27 protein-coding genes and 1 pseudogene are annotated in these 24,373 nt (G+C 64.6%); 11 read left to right on the forward strand and 17 right to left on the reverse strand.

All coding sequences use genetic code 11. From position 1 onward, the window contains the following. Window positions 1-106: 106 nt before the first annotated feature. The 4 genes and pseudogenes from VC352_RS25505 to ttcA all read right to left on the reverse strand — a co-directional run. Window positions 107-205: pseudogene (locus VC352_RS25505) on the reverse strand (hypothetical protein); the annotation flags it as partial. Between the two features lie 219 nt (window positions 206-424). Next, window positions 425-1,483, reverse strand: coding sequence for a 3-deoxy-7-phosphoheptulonate synthase (locus VC352_RS16685; protein WP_322980654.1), 1,059 nt, complete (start codon window positions 1,481-1,483; stop codon window positions 425-427). A 262-nt stretch (window positions 1,484-1,745) separates the two neighbouring features. Beyond that, on the reverse strand, window positions 1,746-1,877 hold the full coding sequence (locus tag VC352_RS16690; RefSeq protein ID WP_322980655.1) for a hypothetical protein: 132 nt from the start codon (window positions 1,875-1,877) through the stop codon (window positions 1,746-1,748). 171 nt (window positions 1,878-2,048) lie between these two features. After that, window positions 2,049-2,873, reverse strand: coding sequence for a tRNA 2-thiocytidine(32) synthetase TtcA (gene ttcA / locus VC352_RS16695; protein ID WP_003244364.1), 825 nt, complete (start codon window positions 2,871-2,873; stop codon window positions 2,049-2,051). Between the two features lie 100 nt (window positions 2,874-2,973). Here ttcA and VC352_RS16700 point away from each other — a divergent pair, with 100 nt between their 5' ends. The 3 genes from VC352_RS16700 to VC352_RS16710 all read left to right on the forward strand — a co-directional run bounded on the left by VC352_RS16700 (window position 2,974) and on the right by VC352_RS16710 (window position 4,956). Continuing rightward, the gene (locus tag VC352_RS16700) at window positions 2,974-3,567 is read left to right on the forward strand and encodes a DNA-J related domain-containing protein (protein ID WP_322980656.1); all 594 of its coding nucleotides are present in this window, start codon (window positions 2,974-2,976) and stop codon (window positions 3,565-3,567) included. Window positions 3,568-3,731: 164 nt separating this feature from the next. After that, window positions 3,732-4,331, forward strand: coding sequence for a Yip1 family protein (locus tag VC352_RS16705; RefSeq protein ID WP_322980657.1), 600 nt, complete (start codon window positions 3,732-3,734; stop codon window positions 4,329-4,331). 130 nt (window positions 4,332-4,461) lie between these two features. Beyond that, a complete protein-coding gene (locus tag VC352_RS16710) occupies window positions 4,462-4,956 on the forward strand; it encodes a SprT family zinc-dependent metalloprotease (protein ID WP_322980658.1) in 495 nt (164 codons plus the stop codon). Window positions 4,957-5,104: 148 nt separating this feature from the next. Here the strand turns inward: VC352_RS16710 and VC352_RS16715 are convergent, their stop codons facing one another. From VC352_RS16715 to gspE, 9 genes are all read right to left on the reverse strand, one after another. Then, window positions 5,105-5,629, reverse strand: coding sequence for a type II secretion system protein M (locus VC352_RS16715; protein WP_322980659.1), 525 nt, complete (start codon window positions 5,627-5,629; stop codon window positions 5,105-5,107). 2 nt (window positions 5,630-5,631) lie between these two features. Next, window positions 5,632-6,771, reverse strand: coding sequence for a type II secretion system protein GspL (gene gspL, locus VC352_RS16720; RefSeq protein ID WP_322980660.1), 1,140 nt, complete (start codon window positions 6,769-6,771; stop codon window positions 5,632-5,634). Next, window positions 6,768-7,742, reverse strand: a complete 975-nt coding sequence (gspK, locus tag VC352_RS16725; RefSeq protein WP_322980661.1) for a type II secretion system minor pseudopilin GspK — start codon at window positions 7,740-7,742, stop codon at window positions 6,768-6,770. The genes gspL and gspK overlap by 4 nt, the downstream gene beginning before the upstream one ends. Next, window positions 7,739-8,389: a type II secretion system minor pseudopilin GspJ gene (gene gspJ / locus VC352_RS16730; protein WP_322980662.1), complete on the reverse strand. Its 651-nt coding sequence runs from the start codon at window positions 8,387-8,389 to the stop codon at window positions 7,739-7,741. The genes gspK and gspJ overlap by 4 nt, the downstream gene beginning before the upstream one ends. Beyond that, window positions 8,386-8,772, reverse strand: coding sequence for a type II secretion system minor pseudopilin GspI (gene gspI, locus VC352_RS16735; RefSeq protein WP_322980663.1), 387 nt, complete (start codon window positions 8,770-8,772; stop codon window positions 8,386-8,388). Before gspI ends, gspJ begins: the two co-directional genes overlap by 4 nt. Beyond that, a complete protein-coding gene (gene gspH, locus VC352_RS16740) occupies window positions 8,769-9,278 on the reverse strand; it encodes a type II secretion system minor pseudopilin GspH (protein WP_322980664.1) in 510 nt (169 codons plus the stop codon). The genes gspI and gspH overlap by 4 nt, the downstream gene beginning before the upstream one ends. Window positions 9,279-9,376: 98 nt before the next feature. Further along, on the reverse strand, window positions 9,377-9,805 hold the full coding sequence (gene gspG / locus VC352_RS16745) for a type II secretion system major pseudopilin GspG (protein ID WP_322980665.1): 429 nt from the start codon (window positions 9,803-9,805) through the stop codon (window positions 9,377-9,379). Window positions 9,806-9,809: 4 nt separating this feature from the next. Continuing rightward, window positions 9,810-11,027: a GspF family T2SS innner membrane protein variant XcpS gene (xcpS, locus tag VC352_RS16750; protein WP_322980666.1), complete on the reverse strand. Its 1,218-nt coding sequence runs from the start codon at window positions 11,025-11,027 to the stop codon at window positions 9,810-9,812. Further along, the gene (gene gspE / locus VC352_RS16755; RefSeq protein ID WP_322980667.1) at window positions 11,028-12,515 is read right to left on the reverse strand and encodes a type II secretion system ATPase GspE; all 1,488 of its coding nucleotides are present in this window, start codon (window positions 12,513-12,515) and stop codon (window positions 11,028-11,030) included. 310 nt (window positions 12,516-12,825) lie between these two features. On the opposite strand from gspE, the gene VC352_RS16760 reads away from it, so the two are divergent. Beyond that, window positions 12,826-13,458 (forward strand): type II secretion system protein N, encoded by a 633-nt coding sequence (locus tag VC352_RS16760; protein ID WP_416340196.1) that lies wholly within the window; start codon window positions 12,826-12,828, stop codon window positions 13,456-13,458. Between the two features lie 4 nt (window positions 13,459-13,462). Beyond that, window positions 13,463-15,406: a type II secretion system secretin GspD gene (gene gspD, locus VC352_RS16765; RefSeq protein WP_322980669.1), complete on the forward strand. Its 1,944-nt coding sequence runs from the start codon at window positions 13,463-13,465 to the stop codon at window positions 15,404-15,406. Between the two features lie 130 nt (window positions 15,407-15,536). Here gspD and VC352_RS16770 read toward each other — a convergent pair whose 3' ends face one another. After that, complete coding sequence (locus VC352_RS16770; protein ID WP_322980670.1) at window positions 15,537-17,240, reverse strand: amidase; 1,704 nt, start codon at window positions 17,238-17,240, stop codon at window positions 15,537-15,539. Between the two features lie 187 nt (window positions 17,241-17,427). On the opposite strand from VC352_RS16770, the gene VC352_RS16775 reads away from it, so the two are divergent. Beyond that, window positions 17,428-17,781: a hypothetical protein gene (locus tag VC352_RS16775; protein ID WP_322980671.1), complete on the forward strand. Its 354-nt coding sequence runs from the start codon at window positions 17,428-17,430 to the stop codon at window positions 17,779-17,781. Between the two features lie 20 nt (window positions 17,782-17,801). Here VC352_RS16775 and VC352_RS16780 read toward each other — a convergent pair whose 3' ends face one another. Then, window positions 17,802-18,719, reverse strand: coding sequence for a LysR family transcriptional regulator (locus tag VC352_RS16780; RefSeq protein ID WP_322980672.1), 918 nt, complete (start codon window positions 18,717-18,719; stop codon window positions 17,802-17,804). A 64-nt stretch (window positions 18,720-18,783) separates the two neighbouring features. Between VC352_RS16780 and VC352_RS16785 the strand changes: the two genes are divergently transcribed. From VC352_RS16785 to VC352_RS16795, 3 genes are all read left to right on the forward strand, one after another. Then, window positions 18,784-19,398, forward strand: a complete 615-nt coding sequence (locus tag VC352_RS16785) for a LysE family translocator (RefSeq protein ID WP_322980673.1) — start codon at window positions 18,784-18,786, stop codon at window positions 19,396-19,398. A gap of 53 nt (window positions 19,399-19,451) precedes the next feature. Further along, window positions 19,452-19,841, forward strand: a complete 390-nt coding sequence (locus VC352_RS16790; RefSeq protein ID WP_322980674.1) for a GFA family protein — start codon at window positions 19,452-19,454, stop codon at window positions 19,839-19,841. Between the two features lie 306 nt (window positions 19,842-20,147). Continuing rightward, a complete protein-coding gene (locus VC352_RS16795; RefSeq protein ID WP_322980675.1) occupies window positions 20,148-21,215 on the forward strand; it encodes an AI-2E family transporter in 1,068 nt (355 codons plus the stop codon). Window positions 21,216-21,230: 15 nt separating this feature from the next. On the opposite strand, the gene VC352_RS16800 is transcribed toward VC352_RS16795, so the two are convergent. Further along, a complete protein-coding gene (locus VC352_RS16800) occupies window positions 21,231-22,124 on the reverse strand; it encodes a LysR substrate-binding domain-containing protein (protein WP_322980676.1) in 894 nt (297 codons plus the stop codon). Between the two features lie 108 nt (window positions 22,125-22,232). On the opposite strand from VC352_RS16800, the gene VC352_RS16805 reads away from it, so the two are divergent. Beyond that, complete coding sequence (locus tag VC352_RS16805) at window positions 22,233-23,144, forward strand: alpha/beta hydrolase (protein ID WP_322980677.1); 912 nt, start codon at window positions 22,233-22,235, stop codon at window positions 23,142-23,144. A gap of 478 nt (window positions 23,145-23,622) precedes the next feature. Further along, window positions 23,623-24,033: a hypothetical protein gene (locus VC352_RS16810; RefSeq protein WP_322980678.1), complete on the forward strand. Its 411-nt coding sequence runs from the start codon at window positions 23,623-23,625 to the stop codon at window positions 24,031-24,033. A 4-nt stretch (window positions 24,034-24,037) separates the two neighbouring features. On the opposite strand, the gene VC352_RS16815 is transcribed toward VC352_RS16810, so the two are convergent. Continuing rightward, a complete protein-coding gene (locus VC352_RS16815; protein ID WP_322980679.1) occupies window positions 24,038-24,313 on the reverse strand; it encodes a phytanoyl-CoA dioxygenase family protein in 276 nt (91 codons plus the stop codon). Between the last annotated feature and the right edge of the window lie 60 nt (window positions 24,314-24,373).

Here is a 24,373-nt window from a genome sequence, read left to right on the forward strand (position 1 = left end):
CGACAGAGCCTGCACGCAGCGCGTCGAACACTCAAGTCCCACAGCAATGGCTCTCCCGTAGGGCGGGTGAAACCAGCCAACCTCGAACCGGCGGGTTACACCCGCCCTACCCGCGCAAACGCTCGGCGGCCTGGCGCAGTGCCGCTTCGGTGCTGCTCCAGCCCAGGCAGCCGTCGGTGATAGACACGCCGTAGCGCAACTCGCCGTACACAACCCGTAGGGCGGGTGAAACCCGCCAAGCTCGAACCGGCGGGTTGCACCCGCCCTACCCGCGCAAACGCTCGGCGGCCTGGCGCAGTGCCGCTTCGGTGCTGCTCCAGCCCAGGCAGCCGTCGGTAATCGACACACCGTAACGCAGCTCGCCGAACACAGCCCGTAGGGCGGGTGAAACCCGCCAATCTCGAACCGGCGGGTTACACCCGCCCTACCCGCGCAAACGCTCGGCGGCCTGGCGCAGTGCCGCTTCGGTGCCGCTCCAGCCCAGGCAGCCGTCGGTGATCGACACGCCGTAACGCAGCTCGCCGGACAGCGCCTGGCAGCCGTCGAACAGGTGGCTCTCCAGCATCACCCCGCGCAGGCTGTCATCGCCAGCCAGGCGCTGCTCGATCACGCTGTCCAGCACCGCCGGCTGGCGCAGCGGATCCTTGCCACTGTTGGCGTGGCTGCAGTCGACCATGATGCGTGGGGCGATGCCCTGACGCTGCAATGCCTCCCGTGCAGCGGCAACGCTTGCCGCATCATGATTCGGCGCGCCGTGACCACCACGCAGCACCAGGTGGGTGTCCGGGTTGCCCGCGGTGTGCAGCAGAGCCGGATGACCGAGGTCGTCGATGCCGAAGTGCTGGTGCGGATGCGCCGCCGAGCGCATGGCGTCACAGGCGATGCCGACGCTGCCATCGGTGCCGTTCTTGAAACCGACCGGCAGATCCAGGCCACTGACCATCTCGCGGTGCACCTGCGACTCACTGGTGCGCGCGCCGATGGCCGCCCAGCCGAGCAGGTCGTCGAAGTAGCCGGCGGCCATCGGCTGCAGCAACTCGGTAGCCAGCGGCAGGCCGCGCTCGAGGATATCCAGCATCAATTGTCGCGACTGGCGCAGCCCTTCAGCCATGTCACCACTGCCATCCAGGTGTGGGTCGTACAGCAGCCCTTTCCAACCGACGGTGGTGCGCGGTTTTTCCACGTAGGCGCGCATCACCAGCAACAGTTGGTCATCGACCTGCGGCGCCAGCTCGGCCAGGCGTTCGGCGTATTCGAGCGCCGAAGCGCGGTCATGCAGGGAACAGGGGCCGACCACCACCAGCAGGCGCGGATCGACGCCATCGAGCACGGCGCGAATGGCGTCACGATCAGCGGCGATACGTTCGGCAAGGGCGGCGGATAACGGCAGGCGCTGGCGCAGTACGGCGGGACTGGGCAGCGGCTGGGCGCTGCGACGGGTGATGGTGGTGACGGTAGAGACGAGTTGAGCGGAGCTGTTCATGATCTGGCGGTTCCTTGGCCGGCGCGGTCGATGCCGCGGCGGCGCTAACTGAGTGTTCGTGGCAAAGGTGTCAGGGCGGTGGTGACGCTGCTAAATCGCCAGTCGTAGCGGTAGTTGCGGTAATAACGGTTCATCTGTGAGTCCTCGATTTGTGGCCGTTTTCGGCCGGAAAAAACAAAACCCCCGGTCGGGTTGCCGACCGGGGGTTTTCTGGAAAACGTCTCTGGTGGCGACCCTGGTGTCTCAGGCCGCCTGTGGGGTATCAGGCGCGCCTGTGGCTAAACCAATACCCAAAGAAGTAATACGCCGCAGCCGCGACCGACTGCGCACGTGCCAACGCGGCGCGCGAGGCACCGGCTTGCAGCATGGACAGGAGTTTGAGGCTGGCGGACATGAAATTCTCCAAAGCGATGGCCGAAACATACTCCAGGCCTTTGCGGCCTGGCAAGCGTCGCGGCTAAAGCCCCTCCCACAAGCAAGACACATCGTGGGAGGGCGTAGGGTGGATGTCGCTTTTTACATCCACCACCCCGCGGCACGGTGGATCGATGAAGCGGGATCCACCCTACAGGCTCATCACATCGAGAAAGCGCGGCGTAGCGCTATCGTCGATCTTCAGGCTCTTGAAGTCGAACAGGTTGCGGTCGGCCAACTGCGAGGGGTGCACGTTCTGCAGGGCGCGGAACATGATCTCGACGCGGCCCGGGCTCTTGCGCTCCCACTCCTGCAGCATCTCCTTGACCACCTGGCGCTGCAGGTTCTCCTGCGAGCCACAGAGGTTGCACGGGATGATGGGGAATTCCTTGAGCTGACTGTAAGCCTCGATATCGGCCTCGGCGCAGTAGGCCAGCGGACGGATCACCACGTTGCGGCCGTCGTCGGACAAGAGCTTAGGCGGCATGGCCTTGAGCGTGCCGCCGTAGAACATGTTGAGGAAGAAGGTTTCCAGGATGTCGTCGCGGTGGTGCCCCAGGGCCATCTTGGTCGCACCGATCTCGTCGGCGTAGGTGTACAACGTGCCACGACGCAGGCGCGAGCACAGCGAGCAGGTGGTCTTGCCCTCGGGGATCTTCTCCTTGACCACCGAATAGGTGTCCTTCTCGATGATGTGGTACGCCACACCAATGGATTCGAGGTAGGCCGGCAGCACGTGCTCGGGGAAGCCGGGCTGCTTCTGATCCATGTTCACCGCGACGATCTCGAATTTGATCGGCGCCACCTTCTGCAGGTACAGCAGCACATCGAGCATGGTGTAGCTGTCCTTGCCGCCGGACAGGCAGACCATCACCTTGTCGCCATCCTCGATCATGTTGAAGTCGGTGATGGCTTCGCCGGCCAGGCGACGGATGCGCTTCTGCAGTTTGTTCTGGTTGACCGAAAGGGTGCCCATGGTGCGTCGAAATCCGAGGGGTGGGAACGAAAGCGCGACATTTTACGCACAAAGGCGCCGCGCCCCTACCCCGTCGACAGTTAAATGCTAGGCTCGGCCGATGAATGACGACCTCGACCCCAGCCAGGATCTCGCCGACCAGGTGCTGCAGTTGCTGCAGGCAGCCCCCGACGGCCTGGCCGAATACGCCCTGATCCAGCAACTCAAGGCCCACCATAGCGGCCACCTGCCCAACCTGCCGCTGACCGACAAGCTGGTGCTGTTTCGCACTCATTTTCTGCTGTTCAACGCCCTCTACCACCTGCGTGATCGGCTCTGGCAGGCGCAGACGCACCTGCTCGAAATCAGCCCGCTATGCATCCGCCTGCTGCCGTATCAGCCTGGCAGCTCAGCGCTGAGCGAACGCGACGAGCTGCGCGATTACTACCTGGACATGAGCCAGTTACAGGGTACCGACGAGCGCGACGTCGAGCGCCTGCTGACCAGCTTCTGGACGCGCATGCAGGGCGGCGAGGAAAAGCTCGCCGCCTTGCAACTGTTCGAACTCGACGATGACGCGCCGCTCGACCTTGCGCGCATCAAGCAGCGCTACCGGCAACTGGTCAGCCTGCACCACCCGGATAGGGGCGGCAGCACCCAACGGCTGCAATCGATCAACAAGGCCATGGAAATTCTGAGCCGCTATTACAACTGAGACCGAGAGAGCGATTCACTCTAAAGCCAGGCACCACGCGGCCTCCAGCCCCGGCCTATACTGCGACACAAGGTCGCACATATTCGGCCTTGGCACCTGGTGGCGCTGGTCATGCGCGCCAGGCGCCATCGGGGCGACCGCCATAACAAGAGGAGGTGTCTGGCATGATCCATCACGTCTGGGGGCTCTTCACCCATCCCGATCAGGAGTGGCAGGAAATTCGTGGCGAGGAAGAAAGCATCAGCCACATGTATCTGACCCACGTACTGCTGCTTGCAGCCATCCCGGCCATTTCGGCCTTCATCGGTACCACACAGGTCGGCTGGGCCATCGGCGACCGACCGCCCGTCATGCTCACCGAAGCCAGTGCGATGAGTATGGCGATCATGTCCTACCTGGCGATGCTGGCCGGCGTTGCCGTGATGGGCGCCTTCATCCACTGGATGGCGCGCACCTACGACGCCAACCCCAACCTGACGCAATGCGTGGTATTCGCTGCTTACACCGCCACCCCGCTGTTCATCGGCGGCCTGGCGGCGCTGTATCCACACCTGTGGCTGGGCATGATCATCGGTACGGTGGCGATCTGCTACACGGTGTACCTGCTGTATGTGGGCATCCCGACCTTCATGAACATCCCCGAGGACGAGGGTTTCATGTTCTCCAGCTCGGTGCTGGCAGTAGGACTGGTGGTGCTGGTGGCGATGATCGCCAGCTCGGTGATCCTCTGGGGGCTGGGAGTTGGGCCGGTTTATACCAGTTGACTCACGCAACATGCGCAAAGGCCGTCTTCACAGACGGCCTTTTCGTTAACAAAACCCTGATCGAGGCCCAAGGTGAAGCGCTGCGCGGCTTGCGGCATAATCGGCAAACCGCAATATTCCGACAGCGATCATGCCCGAACAGCTCCACGCCCGTGTCGAGGCCTGCTACCAACTGGCCGAGACTTTCTTCAAGCAGCGTTTCCCTCGCCCCGAAGTCAGCTTCAAGCTGCGTGGGCAGAAGGCCGGTGTCGCGCACCTGACGGAAAACAAGCTGCGCTTCAACCTGCAGCTGTATCGCGACAACCGTGAGGATTTCCTGCGCCAGACCGTGCCACATGAGGTGGCTCATATGGTCGCCCACCAGCTGTTCGGCCCATGCATCCAGCCGCATGGCGAGGAATGGCAACTGATCATGCGTGGCGTCTACGAACTACCACCGCATCGCTGCCATAACTACGAGGTCGAACGGCGCCAGATCAGCCGCTTCATCTACCGCTGCAGTTGCCCGGACGGCGAGTTTCCCTTCTCCGCCCAGCGCCACGCCCTGGTGGCCAAAGGCAGGCGCTATTACTGCCGGCGCTGCAAGGCGACGCTGCACTTCACCGGCCAGCAACGCCTGGCGTGACCGGCTAGCAGGCCGTTGAAAAACGTAGGCGAGGCGGCCAGTGCAAGGCAAAAACAGCCGAAAAAGCGCAGTTTACGCGTTGTAAATGAGCATTTTGAGGCTGTTTTAAACGCAGCAATGGCAACGTAGGTAGTTTTTCAACAGCCTGCTAGCTGCCGGCCCGCAAACCTAGGCGGGCCACTACTCGATTGTCTTCGCCACGATCAAGGCCGGCCTCCTGCACGCTCACGCCCTGCGCCTCCAGGCTCTGAATCCAGCGCAACAATTGCTCGAATGGTAATGCCTGCAGACCGACCTGCACCGCGCCATCGCCGTCGGAATCCATCCGTTCGATGACCACGCCCTGCTCTGCAGCCGAGGCCGTCACCACCCCTTGCAGCCGCGCTGGGTCGATATTGCTGCGCGGTTGCAGGTCACGCCCGCGCAACTCGGGCGCGCGGCTCTGCAGGTAGGCATACAGCGCACGCTGCTCCTCGAATGCGGCACGGGCCGCTTGCGCCTGACGTTGCGCCGGCTGCCAGAGCAGCAGGTAACCCAGCACCAGCAGCAGAAAGCCGCCGAGCACCAGCAGCGCCAGGCGGTCACGCGACGGCAACGTGTGCCAGCGCTGCGCCAGAGGCGAGCGCTGCCAGTGCAGGTAAAGGTTCTGTTGAAGTCCTCGCCAGGACGTCATGCTCATCCTCCTATCACCAAGCGCGCGCTGACGCCGTCGGCCTCGCGGCTGGCCGAGCCCATCTGCACGGCACGGCCGGTCTGTTCCAGGCGCTCACGCAGGTGTTCGAGTTCGGCGAAACCCGGCGCCTGCAGCTGCAGCGCCAGGTCGCCACGGGTGGCGCTGTAGTCCAGTTGGTTGATCTGCACCTGTGCCGCGCTGTCGGCATGCAGGGCCGTCGCCACGTCACCGAGCAGCCCAAGCAATGGGCTGTCGCCCTGTGTAGCTTCGGCCAGGTGCTGATCGAGTTGAGCACGCAGGTTGATCAGCTTGCTGTCCTGCGGGAACAGTTCGCGGTACAGCGCGGCGCAGGCCTCGGCATAGGCATCGGCCTCGCGCTGCAGATACCAGCCCTGGGCCAGGTTGAACCCCCATTGCAGCAGCAGGCACAGCGCGACGACACCGACCAGTGGCCGCCAACGCCGTCCACCTGAACCCACCTCACGCACGGCGAATTCGCCCTGGGCGAGATCCACGCCGCCGCCCTGCTGCACCAGCCAGGACTCAGGCTGCTCCAGCACCTGCGACTCATCGACCGGCTCGGGCAGCGCCTGCCCAGACATGGCACTTGCCCGGTGCGGCGTTGGGCAGCGCGAGGCCAGCAGCGGCCAGTCCTCAGCCTGCATGGCCAGGCGGGCGATGCCCTCGCCACCCAGCAGCCAGCGACCATTCAGCCATAGCAATTGGCTGCCCTGGCGCGGCAGCAGGTCGGCATCCATGCGGATGGCCTGTGGCGGCTTGGCGGTAAACAGCGTCAGGCACTCGCGTAGCCAGGCGGCACGCACGGCATAAACACGGTGGCGACCGTCGCCCAGCAGCTCGCCCAGCGCCAGGTGCATCTGCTCGACATCCTCGGCCAGCAGTTCCTCTACTGCGAACGGCAGCGCCTGACGCAGCCAGCGCGCACGCTGAGTGGGCAACTGCACTGCGCAGGCGCTGACGGCCTCGACCGGCAACACCAGCTCCCAGGGGCCATCCAGCGTAGCCAGCGCCTCGTTCAACGGCAGCGTGCGTGCGCCATCGCCTGCCAGCAGGCGTACCGCCAGTTCAGGCCCCAGCGCCTGGCAGCCCTCGGGCGGCAGAAAGATCCATCGTCGATTCATCGTTGCGGTTCCTCGCTGGGCGGGGCCGGCATGGCGCCGCCCTGCCCCAGATCACGGGCCAGTACGCTGACCTGGCCATCATTGCTGCGCTGCAGCAGGCTGCGCAACAGCACACGACGCTCGCCAAGGCTGACCTCGCTGAACACCTCGAAATACTGGCTGCCCACTGCCACGCCTTGCGCCACCTGCGTCCCCAGGCCGGCCAGCATGGGCTGCGCAGCGAAGGCCGCCACGCTGGCATAGCCTTCGCGCCCGCGCGCGGCGACCAATGCCTGGGCGGTATTGATATCGAGGCCATCGGCCAGGCTGGAGAGCACCACGGCGCTGGCGGTGTTGGCGTTGAGCAGCACCTCGCTCGGCAACGCGCTGACGAAGGGCAGCAGGCGCCGGTAATCGGCATCGTCCATTTCCAGCAGCAGGCGCAACTCGGAGACGTCGGCGATCTGCCGGTTGGCCGTGCGGTAAGGCGGGCTGGCCAGCAGGTACTGATTGTCTTCGGCGCTCTGGCTGCCGCGCGGCTCGCTGTCGCCATCGAGCCAGTCGACCAGGCGCTCGGCATAGGGTTTGTCGATCTGCAGACGCAGCAGCAGGCGACGAAAGCGTTGCAGCGCCAGCGTATCGACCTGGCCGCGACGCACCAGGCTGTTGAGGTTGAAGCGACCGCTGGGATCGACGATGCGCACGCGCAGCTCGCCGCCTTCGTCCAGCGGGAAGGTCATGGGCTGCGCCCAGGGCTCGCCGAGATGATCCACTGGCAGGCGCGGATCACCCTGGCGCAGGTCTCGCTGCAGGATCGCCTTGGCCAGGGTCTCGCCACCCAGGGCGTACTGCCAGGCCTGGTTGACGTGCAACTGGTTGGCGCTGCTGCGGATCGACAGTTGCTGGCGGGCGATCAGCCCGGCGCACACCACCGTGACCATGGCGACCACCAGCAGCACGGTGATCAGCACAACACCACGCTGGCGACTCATGGCTGCGTCTCCGCCGCCGAGCCTGAGGTTTCCGGCGGCAGATCCGGCAGGCGTATCAAGCGGCGCAACTCACCGTAGCGACGATGCTGCAGGCGCAATTCCACGGCACGCGGCAAGCCGATGAGCTGGGCATCACCACTGACGCTGCTGGGTGGCCAATCGGGCTGCCACTGGCCGTCCTTGTCCAGATAACGCAGGCTCAGGCCGGTTACACCGTCGAGCGCTTGTTGCACCTGCGGCTGGCTGTCCTGGGCACGGTCGAGCACGCGCCAGTAACGGCGCTGCCATTGCTCGCCGCTCAGTTGCCAACGCACTCGCTGCAGCTCGGCGCGCGGCTGGCCGAGCGGGTTGCGCCAGCCAGCGCGGGTCAGCTCCACTGCCGTGGCATCGGCCAGATCGCTATGCAGAGCCGGCTGCGGATCACCGAAACCGTCACGAATGGGCCGCACCGCCACCTGCCTCAGATCACGCTCGAAGGCGGAGATGGCGCGGGTCAGCTCGCGCAATTGGCGTTCGTGCTCGCGGGTGACGGTATCGGCACTGAGCACGCTGTCGAGCATGCGATAGGTGGCCAGACCCAGCAGCGCGAAGATGGCGATGGCGATCAGCAGTTCAAGCAGGGTGAAGCCACGTTGCGACCGAGTCATTGCGGCGCGCCCAGGAAGCCGCTGAGGCTGACCACCGCGCGCTCACGCAGATCGCCGCTGGCGCCGCGTTGCTCAGGTGCGACCCACAGGGTTACGCGGCGCATCGCCGGCTCGCTGGTGGCCTCGATCTCGCTCTGCCAGAGCCAGCGCCGCCCGGCGAACTCCACCTGGCCCTGGTCGCGACCATCGGCCGGCGGTGTGTCGGCCAGTTGCAGCTCGACGAGGCGGTTGTCGGCCACCCACATGGCCAGGGTCTTGTCCTCCAGTTGGCTGGCGGTGCGCACGCTGCGGGCGCTGGCGGTCAGCACGCTGGCGGCGACCAGGGCGAAGATGGCCAATGCCACCAGCACTTCGAGCAGGGTGAAGCCGCGTAGCGACCTCATCTGGCACGCCTCGCGTCCAGGCGTTCGACGCGCGGCAGAGCGAAGCCGTCGCTGGACAGCTGCAGGCGCAAAGCATCTCGGCCGCGCTCACTCAGACGCAGGCGAAACGGCGTCAGCTCGCCGCTGGAGAGAATCAGCAGTTGTGGCGCCGTGGCCTCGGCATCGGTCGGCAAGCGCAGGGGTTCGCTCTCCACCTCGAACACCACCTCTGCCCAAGCTGGAAGGCGGTGTGCCTGGTCATCGAGCACCTGCCATTCGGCACGCTGCGGCTCGTAGCGCAGTACCCGGTAACCATCCTGACTAAAGCTCAAGCCGTATTCGCGGTTATCCAGTACCGCTTCATCGGCCAGCACGCCGATCAGCCCGCTAAGGCGCTCGGCCTCGCTGCGCAGCTCGCGCGCCGGCCCGGCGATGCCGGTGCTGAACACCGCCAGGCCGATCAGGCAGCCGAGAATGACCAGCACCACCAGCAGTTCGATCAGGGTAAAGCCACGCTGCGCCGTCACTGTAGGAGCGAGCTCTGCTCGCGAACGGTTTCTACAACAAAGGCTTCGCGAGCAAAGCTCGCTCCTACCCAGACACGCCGGCACGCGCCTCACGACTGTCAGAGATCCCAGTTGCCGATATCGGCGTTCAGGTCGCTGCCGCCCTGCTTGCCATCGGCGCCGAGTGAATAGAGGTCGTAGGCGCCGCCCTTGGTGCCGGGGGCAAGGAATTGATAAGGATTGCCCCAGGGGTCGATGGGCAGGCGCTTGAGGTAACCATCCTTGTTCCAGTTCTTCGCTGGCGGGTTGCCGCTCGGCTTGCTCACCAGCGCCTCCAGGCCCTGCTGGGTGCTGGGGTAGTTGTGGTTGTCGAGTTTGTACATGTCCAGCGCCGCACCGATGGCGCGAATGTCGTTCTGCGCGGCGGTGACCTTGGCCTGATCCGGCCGGCTCATTACCTGCGGCACCACCAGGGCGGCGAGGATACCGAGGATCACCACCACCACCATGATTTCGATAAGCGTGAAGCCAGCTTGTCTACGTATCACCTAATTACCCCACCATTTGGTTCAAAGAAAGAATCGGCAGCAGGATGGCCAGCACGATCACCAACACCACTGCCCCCATGAACACCAGCATGAACGGCTCGAACAATCCGACCAGCAGGGCGATCTGTGCGCTCAGGTCGTTTTCCTGGTTCTTCGCCGTGCGCGCCAGCATCTGATCCAGCTCGCCGGAGCGTTCACCGCTGGCGATCATGTGCAGCATCATCGGCGGAAACTGCCCGGTGGCCTCCAGCGACCGAGTCAGGCTGCCGCCCTCGCGCACCTTCTGCGCCGCCACCAATACCTCGCCACGGATCACCCGGTTGCCGATCACCTCGCCGGCAATCGCCAATGCCTCTACCAGCGGCACGCCGCTGCGGGTGAGAATGGCCAGGGTCGAGGCGAAGCGCGCGCAATCGGTGGCGCGACCCAGCCGGCCGAGCAGCGGCACACGCAGCAAAAAGCGGTGCCAACGCAGGCGGAAGGTCTCGTCACGCAGCGCTGCGCGCAAGGCGATCACCGCCAGCACCAGCACCACCAATGCGACCAGGCCCCAAGCCTTGACCCAGTCGCTAAGGGCGATCAGCCCACGCGTCAGCATCGGCAAGGTCTGCCCGGAGTCGACGAACACCTTGACCACGTCCGGCACCACATAACCCAGCAGAAAGCCCACGATCAGCAGGGAGGCGCACATCAGGATCACCGGATAAAGCAGCGCCAACTGCACCTTCTGCCGCGACTGCTGACGCTGCTCGGTGTAATCGGCCAACTGCTCCAGCACCGGGCCGAGATGCCCGGCATGCTCGCCCGCCGCCACCGTGGCGCGGTACAGCTCGGGAAAGGCGGCGGGAAATTCCTTGAGGCTGGCCGCCAGGCTGTGACCCTCCAGCACGCGGGCGCGCACCGCCAGCAGCATGCCCTGGATACGCGAGTGAGTGGATTGCGCGGCAGCCGCACGCAGCGCCTCCTCGATGGGCAGCGCCGCCTGGATCAGCGTCGCCAACTGGCGGGTGACCAGGGCCAGATCACGTGCCGACAGGCCACGGGCAAACCCAAGGCGCGCCCCACCGCTGCCCTGCTCACGGCTGCGCGTGGCCTTGACCTCCAGCGGCGCCAACTGACGCTCGCGCAACAGCTGACGCACCTGGCGCGCACTGTCGGCTTCCAGCACACCCTTGTGTTGGCGACCGCGCCCATCCAGGGCGATGTATTCAAAGGCCGCCATTTATTCCTCCCGCGTCACACGCAACACTTCTTCCACCGTGGTCACCCCTTCCAGCACCTTGCGCCGCCCATCGTCGCGGATGCTCGGGCCCAGCGTGCGGGCGTGGCGGGTCATGTCCTGCTCGGAAGCGCGGCTGTGCACCAGGGTGCGCATGGTTTCGTCGAACACCACCAGCTCGTAGATGCCGGTGCGCCCGCGATAGCCCTGCTGATGACACTGGGTACAACCGCGCGCATGGTAGAGCGTCGGTGCCGGGCTGGCCGGTACGCCGAGTAGCACGCATTCGGCTGTATCCGCCGTGTAGGCTTCCTTGCAGGCCGGACAGAGCAAGCGCACCAGACGCTGGGCCAGCACGCCGAGCAGCGATGAAGACAGCAGGAAGGGTTCCACGCCCATGTCCACCAGGCGGGTAATGGCGCCAATGGCGCTGTTGGTGTGCAACGTCGACAGCACCAGGTGGCCGGTGAGCGAAGCCTGCACGGCAATCTCGGCGGTCTCCTTGTCACGGATCTCGCCGACCATCACCACATCCGGATCCTGACGCAGGATGGCGCGCAGGCCACGGGCGAAGGTCATGTCCACCTTGGTGTTGACCTGGGTCTGGCCGATGCCTTCGAGGTGGTATTCGATGGGGTCTTCGACGGTGAGGATGTTGCGCGTGTGGTCGTTGAGGCTGACCAGACTGGCGTACAAAGTGGTGGTCTTGCCCGAACCGGTGGGCCCGGTAACCAGCAGGATGCCGTGCGGCTTGCGCACGGTTTCTTCCATCAGCGCGCGATCCTCGACGCGCATGCCCAGATGCTGCAATGACAGGCGCCCGGCCTGCTTGTCGAGCAGGCGCAGCACCACCCGCTCGCCGTTGGCCGAGGGCAATGTGGACACGCGGATGTCCACCTCGCGCCCGCCCACTTTGAGCGAGATGCGCCCATCCTGCGGCACGCGCTTCTCGGCGATATCCAGGCGCGCCATGACCTTCACCCGCGAGACCAGCAGCGCGGCCAACTCGCGCTTGGGTTCGAGCACCTCACGCAGGATGCCGTCGACACGAAAGCGCACCACCAGGCGTTTCTCGAAGGTTTCCAGGTGGATGTCGGAAGCGTTTTCCTTGATCGCTTCGCCGAGGATGGCATTGATCAGGCGGATGATCGGAGCGTCGTCTTCCTGCTCCAGCAGGTCTTCGGTTTCCGGCACCTGTTCAGCCAGCGAGGCCAGGTCGAGGCTGCCACCGATATCCTCGGCCAGTTGCATGGAAGCGGAGTCATGTTGATAGGCCGCGCCCAGCACCTGAGCGAAGGCAGCGGCGTCCAGCGCCTGCAGCGGCAGGCTGCGCCCGGCAAAACGCTGCGCCTCGGCCAGGGCCACCAGCTCGCAATCGGCGCGATGGGCCAGGCATAGCTGCCCCTCGTGCATGACGAAGGCCACACCGTGGCGCTTGGCGAAGCTGAAAGGCAGGCGACGGAGCACATTATCGAGCGCAGAAGCATTCATGCAGCGAACCTTGAACCGGGACCTTGGTCTTGAATAACCCAGCCGCACGCGGCTACCGATACCTGTGAAACAGGGTGTCAGCGCTCAAGAGAGTCCGAGGTTGGCTATCGGTTCCCCTGGCACGCACAACCACCACACCGGCAAGAAAGGTCTTTTTAGAATGATTATGGCGGCTATCTTTAGCACATTGCCCGGTGTGGTACACCCATCCTATTTTTCCGCTGCGAACTGCGCACGGGCTGCTATGATCGCCCCGCGACACCCCGCCGATAAGAAAAAGAATTAGAGCAATGTCTTCGGAGTGATGCATTTGGCCCTTCCCCTGCACCTCAAGGAAAAAGCCCCGGGTCTGATCGGCAGTGTGCTGCTGATCGCCCTGTGCCTCGCACTCGCCTGGCAGAGCGCCGATCTGCTGCGCCTGGTGCGTGGCCCGCTGCCAGAGCAGCATCCCGAGGGTGCGACGAACCTAACACTCGCCAACCAGGCGCTGATCGCCCAACTGTTCGGCAGCCCGTCGCGCGGCGGCACTGGCCCTGCGCCAGCCACCAACCTGCAACTGACGTTGCTTGGCAGCTTCGTGCACAGCGACGCAAAACGCTCCAGCGCGCTCATCCAGCGCCAGGGCGAGCAGGCACAGCGCTATGCCGTCGGCAGCGAAATCGCCCCCGGTGTACGCCTCGACGCGGTGTATGCGGATCGCGTCGAGCTGCTGCGTAACGGTCGCCGTGAAAGCCTCGCCTTCCCCCGCGCCAACAGTGGCCAGTACAGCGCTTACGCACCGCCCGCAGCGCCTACCGAAGACGCCCTCGACCAGCTCGACCAATTGCAGCAGGACAACGTCGAAGACCTGCGCCAGCGCATGCAGACGCTACGCGAACACATGCAAGCCACCGGCGAACCGGAGCCGGATACCCCCACCGATCAGCCCCAGGAAAGTGACTGAACCGATGCACGTTCTCCGTAGCCACCTGACCTGCACCCTGCTTCTTGCCAGCCTCGCCAGCGCCTCGCTGCCGCTGCACGCCGAAATCACCGCGGTAGCGGGCAGCGCCAACCAGCAGGACGAAAGCTGGACCATCAACCTCAAGGGCGCGGACATCCGCGAATTCATCGACCAGATCGCGTCCATCACCGGGCAGACCTTCGTCGTCGACCCGCGCGTCAAGGGCCAGGTCAACGTGGTCTCCAGCTCACCGCTAGGGCTATCCGAGGTCTACCAGCTGTTTCTCTCGGTGATGGCGACCCACGGGTTCAGCGTGATCACCCAGGGCGACCAGGCGCGCATCGTGCCCAATGCCGAGGCCAAGGCCGAAGCCGACAACAGCCGCCCTGCGCCGGATCGCCTGGAAACCCGCCTGATCCAGGTGCAGCAGGTGCCGGTGTCCGAACTGATTCCGCTGATTCGCCCGCTGATACCGCAGTACGGCCATCTGGCCGCCGTCACCTCGGCCAATGCCCTGATCATCAGCGACCGCAGCGCCAACATCGCCCGTATCGAAGACCTGATGCGCCAGCTCGACCGCAGCGGCGCGCAGGATTTCAGCGTGGTCACCCTGCAACACGCCTGGGTGATGGACGCTGCCGAAGTCCTCAACACCGCCATCGCCCGTGGCCAGGCCAAGGGCACCAGCGCCACCCAGGTGGTGGCCGATGCGCGCACCAACCGCCTGATCCTCCTCGGCCCACCGGAAGCCCGGGCCAAGCTGGCCGACCTCGCCCGCTCGCTGGACAGCCCCAGCAGCCGCTCGACCAATACCCGCGTCATCCGCCTGCGCCATAACGACGCCAAAGCCCTGGCCGAAACCCTCGGCGAACTCACCGACGGGCTGAAGAACCAACAGACCGGTGAAACCACCGACAAGCCGTCGAACATCCTCATCCGTGCCGACGAGAGCCTCAACGCCCTGGTGTTGCTGGCCGAACCCGACGTGGTGGCGACCCTCGAAGACATCGTGCGCCAGCTCGACGTGCCACGCGCCCAGGTCATGGTGGAGGCGGCCATCGTCGAAATCTCCGGCGACATCACCGACGCCCTTGGTGTGCAGTGGGCGGTCGACGGTCGCGGAAAAAGTGGTGGCCTGGGCGGCGTCAACTTCGCCGGTACCGGCCTGTCGGTCGGCACCGTGCTGCAGATCCTGCAGGATGGCGACATTCCAGACGGCACCACCCTGCCCGACGGCGCCATCATCGGTGTTGGCAGTGATCGCTTCGGCGCGCTGATCACTGCCCTGTCGGCCAACAGCAAGAGCAACCTGCTGTCCACGCCGAGCCTGCTCACCCTGGACAATCAGAAGGCGGAAATCCTCGTCGGGCAGAACGTGCCCTTCCAGACCGGCTCCTACACCACCGATGCAGCAGGTTCGAGCAACCCCTTCACCACCATCGAGCGCAAGGACATCGGCGTCACCCTCAAGGTCACCCCGCATATCAACGAAGGCGCCACCCTGCGCCTGGAGATCGAGCAGGAAATCTCCTCCATCGCCCCCAGCACCGGCCTCAACGCGCAGGCAGTCGATCTGGTGACCAACAAGCGCTCGATCAAGAGCACCATCCTCGCCGACGACGGCCAGGTCATCGTGCTCGGCGGGCTGATTCAGGACGACATCACCGAATCCGTTTCCAAGGTGCCGCTGCTGGGCGACATGCCCTTGATCGGCGGGCTGTTCCGCTCCACCCGCGAGTCGCACATCAAGCGCAACCTGATGGTCTTCCTGCGCCCCACCATCGTTCGTGATGGGGCTGGTCTGGCGGCGCTATCCGGCAAGAAATACGGCGACATCCGCATTCTCGGTAACGGTGGCAGCGCAGACGGCCGCCCGAGCATCCTGCCGCGCAAACCGGCGCAGCTGTTCGACGGCCAGGGCGCACCGGCGGTGGATTTGCGCGAGTAATTCAGGACTCGTAGGGCGGGTGTAACCCGCCACAACGGCAATGGCGGGTTACACCCGCCCTACGTACGGAGTCGTGGAGAGCTTCGCGCCGTGGGAGGCGCTTTCGCGGCGAATCCCCGAGCGATACGAATCACGCCAACGGCGGCGTGCACGGCGGTACCAGGCGTTTGCTGCCGGTCGACTCGTAGGCCGAGGCCAGTTGCAGCAGCGTCGAGTCATCGTAGGCACGACCGGCGAAGGTCAGCCCCACCGGCATGCCGATATCGGCCATCACGCCCATCGGCACGGTAACGGTCGGCACGCCGAGGTGGCGGATCGCCAGGTTACCGTTGGCCACCCACACCCCGTTGCTCCAGGCGATATCCGCAGAGGCCGGGTTCACATCGGCATCCGCCGGGCCGACATCGGCCACGGTGGGGAACAGCACCGCATCCAGCCCGAGCTGATCCATCCAGTCCTCCAGATCGATCTTGCGCGTGTGTTCCAGGCCACGCAGGCCATCAGGCAGCGTGGCGATCTGATCCCAGGGTTTGATGCCACGCTTGGCCATGTTGACGTACTCATCCATGCCCGCCGCCAGATCGCCCTCGCGGTTCGGCAGCGTGCCGGGGTCGTGCGGGAATATCTGCGGGCCATCCACGTCGGCCAGGCGATTGAGCTTGGGGTCGCCATTGGCCCGCAGGAAATCGTCGAAGGCCCAGCCGGAAAGCTCCCACAGTTCGTCATGCAGGAACTCCGGCGTAACGATGCCGCGATTGAACACGGTCGGCGCTCCAGGACGGTCGCCTTCGCAGTTGGAAACCAGCGGGAAGTCCACTTCCACCACCTCGGCGCCGGCCGCTTCCAGAGCCTGACGAGCGGCCTCCCACAGCTCGATCACACTCGCCCGGGTATGGATGCGCTGACCAGTCGGCCCGCCGATGCCGGGGGATTCGCTGGTGCCGGCCAACTCGTCCTTGTTGATGAACATGCGCGGCACGCCCAGGCGCTTGCCGGCCAGAGCATCGGCCTTGGCCGCCAGTGCCAGGTAGGATTCAGGGCGTACATCGGACGGGCGCGGGATCGGCACCCAGGGCTGCAGGCGCCACAGGTCGCCACGCGTGTCCGCATCCTCGGCCACCACTACATCGAGCACTTCCAGCAGGTCGGCCATGCTGCGGGCGTAGGGCACCACCACATCCATGGTCGGCGTCAGCGGCCAGTTGCCACGCACCGAGATCACCCCGCGCGACGGCGTATAGGCGCACAGCCCGTTATTGGACGCTGGGCCACGCCCGCTCGACCAGGTTTCCTCGGCCAGGCCGAAGGCACAGAAGCTGGCGGCGGTCGCCGTGCCGGCACCGTTGGACGAGCCCGAAGCGAAGGGCGCGGTCAGGTAGTCGGCGTTGTAGGGGCTTTCGGCGCGACCATAGACGCCACGCTGCATACCGCCATTGGCCATCGGCGGCATGTTGGTCTTGCCCAGGCAGATGGCCCCGGCCGCGCGCAGGCGTTCGACGGTGAAGGCGTCGCGCTGCGCCACCAGATCCTTGAACGCCGGGCTGCCGGAAGCTGCCGTCAGCCCCTTGACCAGGTAGCTGTCCTTGGCGGTGTAGGGAATGCCATCGAGCGGGCTCAGCGTCTCGCCACGGGCACGGCGCGCATCGGAAGCCTCGGCTTCCTTGAGCGCATCGGGGTTATGCACCACCACCGCGTTGAGCTGGGTCGGCGTATTCGGGCCATCGTAGGCCTCGATGCGCGCCAGGTAGGCCTTGACCAGCTCGACCGCCGTGGTGCGGCCAGACTCCAGCGCGGCACGCAGCTCGGCAATGGAAACTTCGGTTACCTCGATCATGGTGTCATCACTCGCAGAGGGAAGACCGCCTGAAGCGGCCCGGATACGAAACAGGCTTAGCGCAATCGCGGCGCCCACAAGCGCCCGATGATACATCCGCCGAAGTTTCACAGCAGCCCGAGGCGGATGGTCAGGCTGCACGCCAGCCATTACAGTCTCGCCATCTCCTGCAAGCGGATGAAGGCCCATGACCCGCGAAGAACGCATCCAGCTGTGGTCGGCCTTGTCAGAGGTCTTCGTCGACAACGAGGTCGACTACGGATACATCGCCCGACAGTTGCAGGGATTCGACCGCGCCACGGCGCAAGCCGCCCTCTACGAGAATGTCGGCCCCGCCTGTTACGGCAACCTGCTCGCGCCCATCCCGCCGATCTGGACTGGCTTCGACAGCACCTGGCTCGCTGAAACCATCGAACGCAACCAGGCCGCCCGGCAACGCTGGCCGCTGCGACGCCTGCGCGACCGACTGTTCATCGCCTACCTGCGTCGCGCCTTGAAATCGGAATGGGCGAAGATCGAAGCGGAACTGGATCGTCTCTGAGCCAAGCGCAAGGCTAGCGCTCACCCCCGGCCCATCTCCCGCAGCCAGGCCAGCAGTTGCCCGTGCAGGCTCTCGGCGCCTGGCACACAGGGTGAAAACAGGCAGTAACGCGAGCCATCCTCGACGAAACCAAGCGGTGCGACCAGCAACCCACTCTCAATGTCGTCGCACACCAGGTGCCAGGGCCCAATGGCCACCCCCAGGCCAGCGACGGCGGCCTGCAAGCTGAAGTAAAAGTGCTCGAAAGTCTGCCCTGGCCCACCCTGCGCTACCCGCCCAGCGGCAGCCGCCCACTCGGCCCAAGCACCGGGACGCGTACGGGTGTGCAGTTGCGGCGCATCGGCGAGCAAGCCCTGTGCATCGAACCATTGTTCGACCTTGTCCGCCCGGCAGACCGGCCCTACCCGCTCGGCAAACAAAGGGTCGACGTGATAGTCAGCAGGCCAGGAAAAATCATCGCGGCGGATGGCCAGATCGATCCCCGCCTCGAAGGTGAACGGCCCACCACCGGCCAGCAGATGAATCTCCTGCCCTGATTGGCTGGCCTGAAACTCGCCCCAGCGCGGAATCAGCCAGCGCATCAGCAAGGTCGGTTCACATGACAGTGTCAGGGGGCGCGCCAGCCGAGTGCTGGCGCGCAACTCGCCGCAGGCCTGACGCATCAGCCCCAGCCCATTACCCACCGCGCGCGCCAGCTTTCGCCCGGCCTCATTGAGAAATACCCGACGATTGCGCCGCTCGAACAATACGATGCCCAAGTCCTCTTCCAGCAAACGCACTGCGCGGCTGACCGCACCATGGGTCAGGTGCAACTCGTCCGCTGCCCGACTGAAATTCTCCAGCCGCGCCGCCGCCTCGAAGCAACGCAGCGCCAGAAGCGAGGGCAGACGCGATCCGTTCGATTGTGAGTCCAGCTCACCACCCATGTCAGAACTCATCGTTATTCATCGCCGCTGATCATCGGAATAATTGGCTCAACTTCAAACAACGCAAGAATACGCCATGACCGAATGGATAGCTGTAATCACCATTACCCTACTTGCCGTGATCAGCCCTGGGGCAGACTTCGCCCTGGTCACTCGCAATAGCCTGCTGCTGTCGCGCCGCGCTGGCATGCTCACGGCGCTGGGCATCGGCTTGGGTGTACTGATCCACGTCGCCTACACCCTGCTCGGCGTCGGCCTGCTGCAACAATCGATCTGGCTTTTCGATGCCCTCAAGCTGGCGGGAGCGACCTACCTGATTTATCTCGGCGTGAAGATGCTGCTGAGCAAAGCTGGCAGCGCAGCACCCAACCCCGCGCAGATGCCGCAGGCAGGCAACGCCGCGCTGCGCACTGGCCTGCTGACCAACGCCCTCAATCCCAAGACGGCCGTGTTCATCGTCAGCCTGTTCATGCAGGTGGTGCAGCCTGACACGGGCCTGGCCACACAACTGGGTTATGGCGCCTTCATCGCCCTGGCTCATGTCGGCTGGTTCGCGCTGGTCGCCCTGTGCTTTTCCGCCGGTGCCGTGCGCGACCGACTGCTGTCTGCCAGGCTATGGATCGACCGCCTGTTCGGCGGACTGCTGATCGGTTTCGGCGCCCTGCTAGCGCTGGCCAGTCAGCGCCAGTAGCGTGGCAATCCTTTGCTAGGCTGGCGGAACACTTGGCACAAGAGGACAAGGCAATGGAACAACACAGCGGCGGCTGTCTATGCGGCCAGGTACGCTTCGAAGCCCAAGGCCAACCTTATCGCGTTGGGGTCTGCCACTGCCTGGACTGCCGCAAGTACCACGGTGCACTCTTCCACGCGTCGGCGATCTTTGCTCAGGAGGCGGTGACGATCCAGGGCGAAACCAGCCACTACGCCGGGCGCCATTTCTGCCCGCGCTGCGGCTCGTCGGTGTTCTCGCGCTCGACGGATGAAATCGAAGTGAACCTCGGCTCATTGGATTATCCGGATCGTTTCACCCCCACTTATGAGCTGTGGACGATCCGTCGCGAAGCCTGGCTACCGCCCTTCCCCTTCACCCGGCACTACCTGCGCGACCGCGAAAACGACGCACGCCACGAGTAGCGTGCGTCCCTCACGCCGTTGCCTCGCGCGAGCACAGCCAGGCGTGCATCCATCCCATCTGGAGGAACTGCGTGGGCGCAGCAAAGCCCGCGGGTCGAACAGCGCCTTGAGTTACCCGTCACGCATGGCAAACCTTCGCCGGATGATCGTGCTCATGCCATCCATCATCCCAGGGCCGTCAAGCCACTCTTGCACGGGTCGAGCGACTGCAGTTCAGCCCAGGGCAACGACTCCCTGACAACTTAGCGGGCACTTTGCCAAAAATCTGGGGGACTAACGGGCACACCCTTTCCCGGCGAACCCGATATGCAGAGCCCGACCTTCGAACAGAAAGCCTTCATCCTCCTGCTCGTCCTGGTGACGGTCGCCTTCTTCTGGATCCTGCTGCCGTTCTACGGCGCCGTGTTCTGGGCGATGGTGCTCGCCGTGGTGTTCGCTCCGCTGCAGCAACGCCTGTTGCAGCGCCTGGGCGGCAAGGGCAACCTGGCCGCCCTGCTGACCCTGACCACCTGCCTGCTGGTGGCAATCCTGCCGGTAATTTTCATCACCTCGGCCGTTGTGGCCGAAGGCACTGCGCTGTATCAGAAACTGGAATCAGGCGAGCTGGACATCGGCGCCTATGTCACCGAAACCGTGCAGATGCTGCCACCTGCGCTGCAGCAGCAACTCGACCGCGTTGGCGCAAGCGACCTCGACGGCCTGCGCGAAAAGGTCTCGCAGGCCGCCATGGCCGGCAGCCAGTACCTGGCCACCAAGGTCTTCGCCATCGGCCAGGGTACCTTCGAGTTCTTCGTCAGCTTCTTCGTCATGCTCTACCTGCTGTTCTTCCTGCTGCGCGATGGCCGCAAGCTGGCGCATGACATCCGCGCCACCGTCCCTCTGGGGGACACCACCAAACGCCGCCTGCAGCTCAAGTTCACTCGCGTGGTGCGCGCCACGGTCAAGGGCAACGTCGTCGTTGCAGCGGTACAGGGTGCGCTCGGCGGCCTGATCTTCTGGGCGCTGGGTATCTACAGCCCGCTGCTGTGGGGCGTGCTGATGGCCTTCCTGTCGCTGCTGCCCGCCGCTGGCGCCGGCATCATCTGGGCGCCAGTGGCGGTGTACCTGATGCTCAGCGGCAGCCTGGTGCAAGGCATCATCCTCACCGCCTTCGGCGTGCTGGTGATCGGCCTGGTGGACAACATCCTGCGCCCCATCCTGGTCGGCAAGGACACCCGCATGCCCGACTACCTGATCCTGATTTCCACCCTCGGCGGCCTGGCCCTGCTGGGGCTCAACGGCTTCGTCATCGGGCCGCTGGTAGCGGCGCTGTTCGTGGCCAGCTGGAATCTGTTCGGGACAAAGGACCAGGTGGAGCGTTTGCCGAAGCCGTGACGCCCCTGGGGATCGTCATGCACGCAGGCCAAATAGACTGAAGCGGCTCTGCCCGGCACGACGGGCAGCCTCGATCAACGCCGTACAGGCCGGCGTATCCTCGCCGGTGAACGCGTAGAAACGCGCGGCAGGCAATTGCGGCAACCCCTGCTCGCTGCCGAGCACGCGCAAGCCTTCACCACGCTGACTGTCGGCGATGACCGTCACGGCAAAACCGGCACGCGCAGCCGCCAGGCAGCCAGCCATGCTGCTGCTTTCAAAAACGATGTGCCAGGTGCACGCGGATTTACCCAGCGCCGTGACTGCCGCCTCCCGATACACGCAAGGCTCTGGAAAAACCGCCAATGCCAGCGGCTCACTGGCCGACAGCGGCTGATCCGCCGCATAAGCCCAGACCAGCGGCTCCTCCCACAACAGGATGCCGCTACCCTCGACCTGGCTGCATTGCTTGCCGAACACCAGATCCAGACGTCCATGTGCCTGCTGCCGCAGCAGATCGGCGGTGATACCGACCTTCAGCTCGATCATCGCCTCGGGATGCCACTGTCGGAACCCTTGCAGAACCTGCGGCAACCAGGCGCTCGCGAAATCCTCCGAGGCACCTATACGCAAGCGCCCGCGCAATGGCGCACCGCGTAGCTTGGCACGTGCCTCGCGCTCCAGAGCCAAGATATTACGGGCATATGCATACAAGATATCGCCCGCCTGCGTCAGCGCGAGGTGGCGTGTGGTGCGCGCCATCAGGCTGACGCCTGCGAGTTGCTCGAGCCTGCGCATGTGCCCGCTGACCGCCGAAGGCGTCAGCGCCAGCCGCTCGGCAGCCGTGGCGAAACTGCCACAGTCCGCGATTTCGAGAAAGGTGCGTAAGAGCACAGTGTCCAGCAGCGGGCCGTCAATGTTGGGAAGCATGTTGCCTCGATCACTCAACACAAAAAATCATCAATGCATGGCAATTATTCGCCAATCAAACCGAACCGTCCAACTACTCTGAGGCACCGTCATGATGAGAGACCGTCCATGCCCAACTACCAGTTCATCGCGACCGAGCGGCTCGACATCGCCTACCTCGAATGGAACCCGCAAGGCACCCGAACGGCCATTCTCCTGCATGGCTGGCCGGACAGCCCCGAATGCTGGAAGGGAGTGGCGCCCCTCCTTGCAAAAGCGGGTTACCGCATCCTGGCCCCCGCATTGCGCGGCTTCGCGCCCACCCGCTTTCGCAATCCGCTCACCCCGCGCAGTGGCCAGCTATCAGCCCTGGGCCGCGATCTGCTGGAGTTCATCGATGCCCTAGGCCTGAGCCAACCTGCACTGATCGGTCATGACTGGGGGGCCCGCGCCGCCGCCAATGCCTGCGGCCTGCACGACGGCGTGGCCGCGCATCTGGTGCTGCTATCGGTGGGCTATGGCACCAACGATCCCAGCCAACCGCTGCCACTGCCGCAAGCGCGCAACTACTGGTATCACTGGTACATGGCCACCGAACGCGGCGTGCAGGCGCTGCACAACGAGCGCGAGGATTTCACCCGCATGATGTGGGACACCTGGTCACCGGCAGGCTGGTATGAACCGGCCGACTTCGATGAGGCTGCAAAGGCCTTCCAAGGCAACGACTGGGCCGAGATCGTGCTGCACTCCTACCGTCATCGCTGGGGCTTCGCCGAGGGCGCCCCGGCCTACGCCGAAGACGAAGCGCGATTGCACCCTGCGCCGGTTTTGTCAGTGCCAACCTTGGTCGTGCATGGCGCCGCCGACACCTGCAACCACCCAGACAGCTCCAAAGGGCGGGAAGCCTTCTTTACAGGGCGGTACGAGCGACAGGTGCTCGATGGCATCGGCCACTTCCCTCAGCGCGAAGCCCCGCAGACCATCGCTGAAGCCATTCTGCGATTTTGCCAGCCGATGTTGGAGCAAACAGAGCGCGCCTGACCAAGCACGCTTACATACTCAGGAAGCGGGATCGCCGTCCCACCCGGAGTCACTGCTGCAGTGGGGCTGTCGCTGCACAGTTCCGAGTCATCGCCAAGTACCAGACCGCCGAATAAGGTGCTTATCGAAAACAGGCACTTATGAGCAGTAGCGTTGACCAGTAGAGATGCTGGTCGACTTCCACTCGAACCCTCGCTCAGTAGCAGACCCGGCTCATATCCTGGCAGCGCAGGCTTGCAGATTTCGAGCTAGGTGCGTTGCAGGAATGTGCTGTCAATAGCGATAGCGGCCCGAAAGCGACCGTTGGCCGGTATTTTCCAGGGTGCCGATAACGCTACGTGCTGGTGCTTGCTTGACAGCCATTTCGCGGACTATCGGGCCCGGTACAAGAAAGACGGAGATTTCCGCGTGTTTTCCGACTTGCTGCGCGAGCCATTGCCGCCCGGCACGGCTGCCATCACCTTGCCAAGACACTGACATGAAGAAAGCCTTTATCGCAGCTTATGGCCTTGTCGCCGTCCTGGCCTCGTGCCTTGGCTGGGTGCTGCACGAAGCGCTCAACGCACCCGCATCGGTCTCTGAGGTCAGCCCACTCGGCGGTTATCTGATCGAAAGCGTGCCAGTCGGCGGTATGCTTGCCCCTCTGGGCGGGCTCGCGTACCTGCGCATCATCGACCGCCAGAATCCTGACCAGGTGTTTCGCAGCCCGCTCTACCTGCGCCAGTCCGTCGACATGCGCGTCACCGAGGATGAACGGAGCCTGGGCGTAACCTGGATCGAGTTCGACAAACGCCAGCGCCGGTTCACCCTCAGCATTCCCCAATGGCGTCCGGATTGGCGCAACACCTTCATCAGCAACACGCCTTACGACGTGTTGCCGAACGGCTGACGACTCAGGCGCCAGGCCAGGGAAAATCGGCAGGCCCGAAGCGTTCCTGACAGTCCATGCTCACGCCGCGCAGCGTCCGGGTCTGCCGGTGCGATGCATACAAGGGTTCGGCCAGGTAGCTGATGAGGATGGAACGCCTTCGTGCACCGCTGTGGTTGAGGCTGCCGGCGTGCACCAGATCGGCATCGAACACCAGGATGTCACCCGCCTCGAAGACGTGATCAATAGCGGCCCAGGCCTCGGCAAGATCCTGCTCCGCCTTTAAGACGTCAACCTCCACATACGAATCAGCGGGACGCCCGCAGCCGACTGCCTGGCGACAGAATATGCAGACAAATTG

The organism is Pseudomonas sp. C11 (assembly GCF_034683865.1).
GTDB lineage: Bacteria > Pseudomonadota > Gammaproteobacteria > Pseudomonadales > Pseudomonadaceae > Aquipseudomonas.

Excerpts from the sequence above, each read along its gene's own strand:
- VC352_RS16715 (WP_322980659.1), bottom strand. The coding sequence starts at position 5,629 with ATGACGTCCTGGCGAGGACTTCAACAGAACCTTTACCTGCACTGGCAG.
- VC352_RS16705 (WP_322980657.1), top strand. The coding sequence starts at position 3,732 with ATGATCCATCACGTCTGGGGGCTCTTCACCCATCCCGATCAGGAGTGG.
- VC352_RS16795 (WP_322980675.1), top strand. The coding sequence starts at position 20,148 with ATGCAGAGCCCGACCTTCGAACAGAAAGCCTTCATCCTCCTGCTCGTC.
- VC352_RS16700 (WP_322980656.1), top strand. The coding sequence starts at position 2,974 with ATGAATGACGACCTCGACCCCAGCCAGGATCTCGCCGACCAGGTGCTG.
- xcpS (WP_322980666.1), bottom strand. The coding sequence starts at position 11,027 with ATGGCGGCCTTTGAATACATCGCCCTGGATGGGCGCGGTCGCCAACAC.
- gspJ (WP_322980662.1), bottom strand. The coding sequence starts at position 8,389 with ATGACTCGGTCGCAACGTGGCTTCACCCTGCTTGAACTGCTGATCGCC.
- VC352_RS16800 (WP_322980676.1), bottom strand. The coding sequence starts at position 22,124 with ATGCTTCCCAACATTGACGGCCCGCTGCTGGACACTGTGCTCTTACGC.
- VC352_RS16790 (WP_322980674.1), top strand. The coding sequence starts at position 19,452 with ATGGAACAACACAGCGGCGGCTGTCTATGCGGCCAGGTACGCTTCGAA.
- gspE (WP_322980667.1), bottom strand. The coding sequence starts at position 12,515 with ATGAATGCTTCTGCGCTCGATAATGTGCTCCGTCGCCTGCCTTTCAGC.
- VC352_RS16685 (WP_322980654.1), bottom strand. The coding sequence starts at position 1,483 with ATGAACAGCTCCGCTCAACTCGTCTCTACCGTCACCACCATCACCCGT.
- ttcA (WP_003244364.1), bottom strand. The coding sequence starts at position 2,873 with ATGGGCACCCTTTCGGTCAACCAGAACAAACTGCAGAAGCGCATCCGT.
- gspK (WP_322980661.1), bottom strand. The coding sequence starts at position 7,742 with ATGAGTCGCCAGCGTGGTGTTGTGCTGATCACCGTGCTGCTGGTGGTC.
- gspL (WP_322980660.1), bottom strand. The coding sequence starts at position 6,771 with ATGAATCGACGATGGATCTTTCTGCCGCCCGAGGGCTGCCAGGCGCTG.
- VC352_RS16775 (WP_322980671.1), top strand. The coding sequence starts at position 17,428 with ATGACCCGCGAAGAACGCATCCAGCTGTGGTCGGCCTTGTCAGAGGTC.
- gspI (WP_322980663.1), bottom strand. The coding sequence starts at position 8,772 with ATGAGGTCGCTACGCGGCTTCACCCTGCTCGAAGTGCTGGTGGCATTG.
- VC352_RS16810 (WP_322980678.1), top strand. The coding sequence starts at position 23,623 with ATGAAGAAAGCCTTTATCGCAGCTTATGGCCTTGTCGCCGTCCTGGCC.
- gspD (WP_322980669.1), top strand. The coding sequence starts at position 13,463 with ATGCACGTTCTCCGTAGCCACCTGACCTGCACCCTGCTTCTTGCCAGC.
- VC352_RS16780 (WP_322980672.1), bottom strand. The coding sequence starts at position 18,719 with ATGAGTTCTGACATGGGTGGTGAGCTGGACTCACAATCGAACGGATCG.
- VC352_RS16785 (WP_322980673.1), top strand. The coding sequence starts at position 18,784 with ATGACCGAATGGATAGCTGTAATCACCATTACCCTACTTGCCGTGATC.
- VC352_RS16770 (WP_322980670.1), bottom strand. The coding sequence starts at position 17,240 with ATGATCGAGGTAACCGAAGTTTCCATTGCCGAGCTGCGTGCCGCGCTG.
- VC352_RS16690 (WP_322980655.1), bottom strand. The coding sequence starts at position 1,877 with ATGTCCGCCAGCCTCAAACTCCTGTCCATGCTGCAAGCCGGTGCCTCG.
- VC352_RS16805 (WP_322980677.1), top strand. The coding sequence starts at position 22,233 with ATGCCCAACTACCAGTTCATCGCGACCGAGCGGCTCGACATCGCCTAC.
- VC352_RS16710 (WP_322980658.1), top strand. The coding sequence starts at position 4,462 with ATGCCCGAACAGCTCCACGCCCGTGTCGAGGCCTGCTACCAACTGGCC.